This window comes from Streptomyces sp. DSM 15324, from assembly GCF_001514285.1.
Taxonomy (GTDB): Bacteria; Actinomycetota; Actinomycetes; order Streptomycetales; family Streptomycetaceae; genus Streptomyces.
On the sequence record NZ_KQ949060.1, the window covers coordinates 1 to 3,570 of the forward strand.

General features: G+C 73.8%; 1 protein-coding gene. It reads right to left on the minus strand.

Annotated features, from left to right (window positions below; genetic code table 11):
- Positions 1-3,541: SDR family NAD(P)-dependent oxidoreductase (locus AQJ58_RS40135; protein ID WP_159056432.1), on the minus strand; the 3,541-nt coding region annotated here is incomplete at its 3' end.
- Between the last annotated feature and the right edge of the window lie 29 nt (positions 3,542-3,570).

Genomic DNA, 3,570 nt, shown 5'->3' on the forward strand with positions numbered 1-3,570 from the left:
GACCCGACACCACCCACGGCACCACACCACCAGCCACCAACACCGGTGACGTACCCGCACCCGCACGGCCGGACCCGGCCTCCGGCACAACCGGAGCCTCCTCCAACACCACATGCGCGTTCGTGCCGCTGATCCCGAAGGACGACACACCGGCGCGGCGCGGACGGCCTTCGGCCTGCGGCCACTCCACGGCCTCGGTCAGCAGCGACACCGCCCCCGCCGACCAGTCGACATGCGAGGACGGCGCGTCGACGTGCAGGGTTCCGGGCACGAGGCCGTGCCGCATGGCGAGCACCATCTTCATCACGCCCGCCATACCGGAGGCGGTCTGGGTGTGGCCGATGTTCGACTTGAGCGAACCGATGTACAACGGCCGGTCGGCGGGCCTGTCCTGGCCGTACGTCGCCAGCAGGGCCTGCGCCTCGATCGGGTCGCCGAGCCGTGTGCCCGTGCCGTGCGCCTCGACGACATCCACCTCACCGGCGGTGAGGCGGGCATCCGTGAGCGCGGCACGGATCACTCGTTGCTGCGAGGGACCGTTGGGCGCGGTCAGGCCGTTGCTCGCACCGTCCTGGTTGATCGCCGAGCCGCGCACCACCGCCAGCACCGGATGACCGTGGCGACGGGCGTCCGACAGCCGTTCCAGCAGCAGCACTCCCACACCCTCGGCGAGGGAGAAGCCGTCGGCGGCTTCGGCGAAGGGCTTGCACCGGCCGTCGGGGGCGAGGCCCCGCTGCCGGCTGAAGCCCACGAAGGGCGCCGGGTCGGCCATGACCATCGCGGCGCCCGCCAGCGCCATCGAGCACTCGCCGGACCGCAGGGCCCGTACCGCGAGATGCAGTGCGACCAGCGACGACGAGCACGCGGTGTCCACGGTCACCGCGGGTCCCTCCAGGCCGAGGACGTAGGAGACGCGGCCCGAGGCGACGGCGGTCGAGGCGCCGGTGACGAGATAGCCCTCGGTGCCGTCGGCGCCGCGGCTGAGCAGGGTGCCGTAGTTCTGGTCCGTGAGGCCCGTGAAGACGCCGGTGCTGCTGCCGCGCAGCGTCCTCGGGTCGATGCCGGCCTGCTCGAAGGCCTCCCACGACGTCTCCAGGAGCAGTCGCTGCTGGGGATCCATGGCCGCCGCCTCGCGGGGGGAGATCCCGAAGAAGGCCGCGTCGAACTCCCCGGCGTCGTGCAGGAATCCTCCGTGCCGGACGTAGCTGGTGCCGTTCCGGTCGGGGTCGGGGTGGTAGAGCCGGGTCGTGTCCCAGCCCCGGTCGGCGGGGAAGCCGGTGATCACGTCCTCGCCCTCGACGACGACGCGCCAGAGGTCGTCAGGGGACGCGATGCCGCCCGGATAGCGGCAGCCCATGCCGACGACGGCGATGAGGTCGTCGTCGGGGGCAGGCGCACGGGAAACGGCAACCGCGGCGACCGACTCCGCGTCCTGCCGCGGGCCGGCAGGGTCCCCGACGGCGAGCAGGCGGAGGTGGGCGGCGAGGGCGAGCGGACTGGGGTGGTCGAAGACGACGGTGGTCGGGATCTTCAGCCCCGTACGGGAGACGAGACGGTTGCGCAGCTCGACTGCGCTGACCGAGTCGAAGCCCAGCTCCTTGAAGGCGTAGGCGGCGTCGACGGAGTCCGCCGAGTCATGACCGAGTACGGCGGCCGCCTCGGACCGCACGAGGTCCTGTACGAAGCGGTCGTGCTCGACGGCGGGGAGGGCCGCGAGCCGCTGCGCCAGGGTCGAGGCGGCCGGGTCCGTCCCGCGCCCGTCCCTTTCCCCGGCACGGGACCGCTCGCCGCCGGCGGTCTCGTCCTTCGGTTCCAGTGCGGCGATGAGCGGGGCGGGGCGCACGGCGCTGAAGACGGGTACGAAGCGGCCCCAGTCGACGTCGGCGACGGCGACGACCGTGTCATCGTGGTCGAGTGCGTCCTGCAGGGCCACCATCGCGGGTTCCGCGGCGATGACGGGGATGCCCCGGCGGCGCAGCGGATCGCGCATGTCCTCGGCGATCATGCCGCCGCCGTCCCAGGGCCCCCAGGCCACCGAGAGCGCCGCGAGCCCACGGGTGCGGCGTGCGTGCTCGGCGAGGGCGTCCAGAGAGGCGTTGGCGGCGGCGTAGGCCGCGTGGTCGGCGACGCCCCAGACGCCGGAGATCGAGGAGAAGAAGATCAGCGCGTCGGTCTCGGCCGGGTCCAGGGCCTCGATGAGGTGCCGAGCCCCGGCGACCTTGCCCCCGGCGACCTCGGCGAACTCCGCCGTGCTGAGGTCGTCGAGCGTTCCGAGGGTGCCCACACCGGCGGCGTGCACCACCGTACGAACCGTACGTCCGTCGGCGCGCAGGGAGCCCAACAGCTCTCCCAGCGCCGCGCTGTCGGCGACATCACACGCCTCGACGCTCAACCGGGCTCCCAGACCGGCGAGTTCGGTCTCCAGCTCCGTGAGGGCCGCGTCGTCGGACCGGCCACGTCGGCCGACCAGGACCACGTCCTCGGCACCGCCGCGCGCCAGCCACCGGGCGACATGCGCACCGAGCGCCCCGGTTCCGCCGGTCACGAGGGCCGTACCGCGGGGCTTCCAGTGCCGCCGCCCGGCAGCCGGGTTCCCGCTTGCGGAGAGCGGGGCCGGAACCAGACGCCGTACGAAGGTGCTGTGGGCGCGCAGCGCCACCTGGTCCTCGGCGCTGTCGCCGCGGGAGGCCAGGACGGCGCACAGGGTGGCCGCCCCCCGGCCGTCGAGCCGCTCGGGGAGGTCGACCAGTCCGCCCCAGCGTTCCGGGCACTCCAGGGCCGCGACCCTGCCCAGGCCCCATACAGCCGCCTGGGCCGGCCGGGCGACCGGTTCCTGGTCGCCGACAGCCACGGCACCTTGCGTGACACACCACAGGGGCGCGCTCACCCCGACCCGGCCGAGCGCCTGGAGAAGGGAGACGGTGAGGGCGGCCCCGGTGGACAGCACGGGGTGATCGGGCAACGGGTCCTCGTCCAGGCCCAGCAGCGACAGCACACCGCTGAACGGCGCCGAGGCGTCGGCCGACGCCTCGTCGAGCGCGGACTTCAGCGCCTCGCACTCCGCATGCCGCGCGGTGAGTCCGAGGACACGGACCTCGGCGCCGTGGGCGGCCAGCCCGTCGGAGAGGGTGGTGACCAGTGCGGTGTCATGGTGTCCCTGGGGAACGACGAGCAGCCAGTCGCCGGTCAGGGCCGCGTCCCGGACGTCCCGGCCGACCGGCTTCCAGACCACCTTGTACCGCCAGCCGTCCACCACCGACCGGGCCGCCTGCTCCCGGCGCCACCCCGACAACGCGGGAAGGACACCGGCCAGCGACTCACTGTCGGACACGCGCAGCGTCTCCGCCAGCGCTTCCAGGTCCTCGCGCTCGACGGCCTCCCAGAAACGGGCGTCCACCTCGTCCACGGAGGGGCCGGCGGGGGCGGGTTCGGGGGTGTCCAGCCAGTAGCGCCGGTGCTGGAAGGCGTACGTCGGCAGCGGGACCGTCCGGGCGTCCTGTCCGGCCAGCACGGCCGTCCAGTCGACGGGGACACCACGCACCCAGGCCTCCGCCAGCGAGGTCAGGAGCC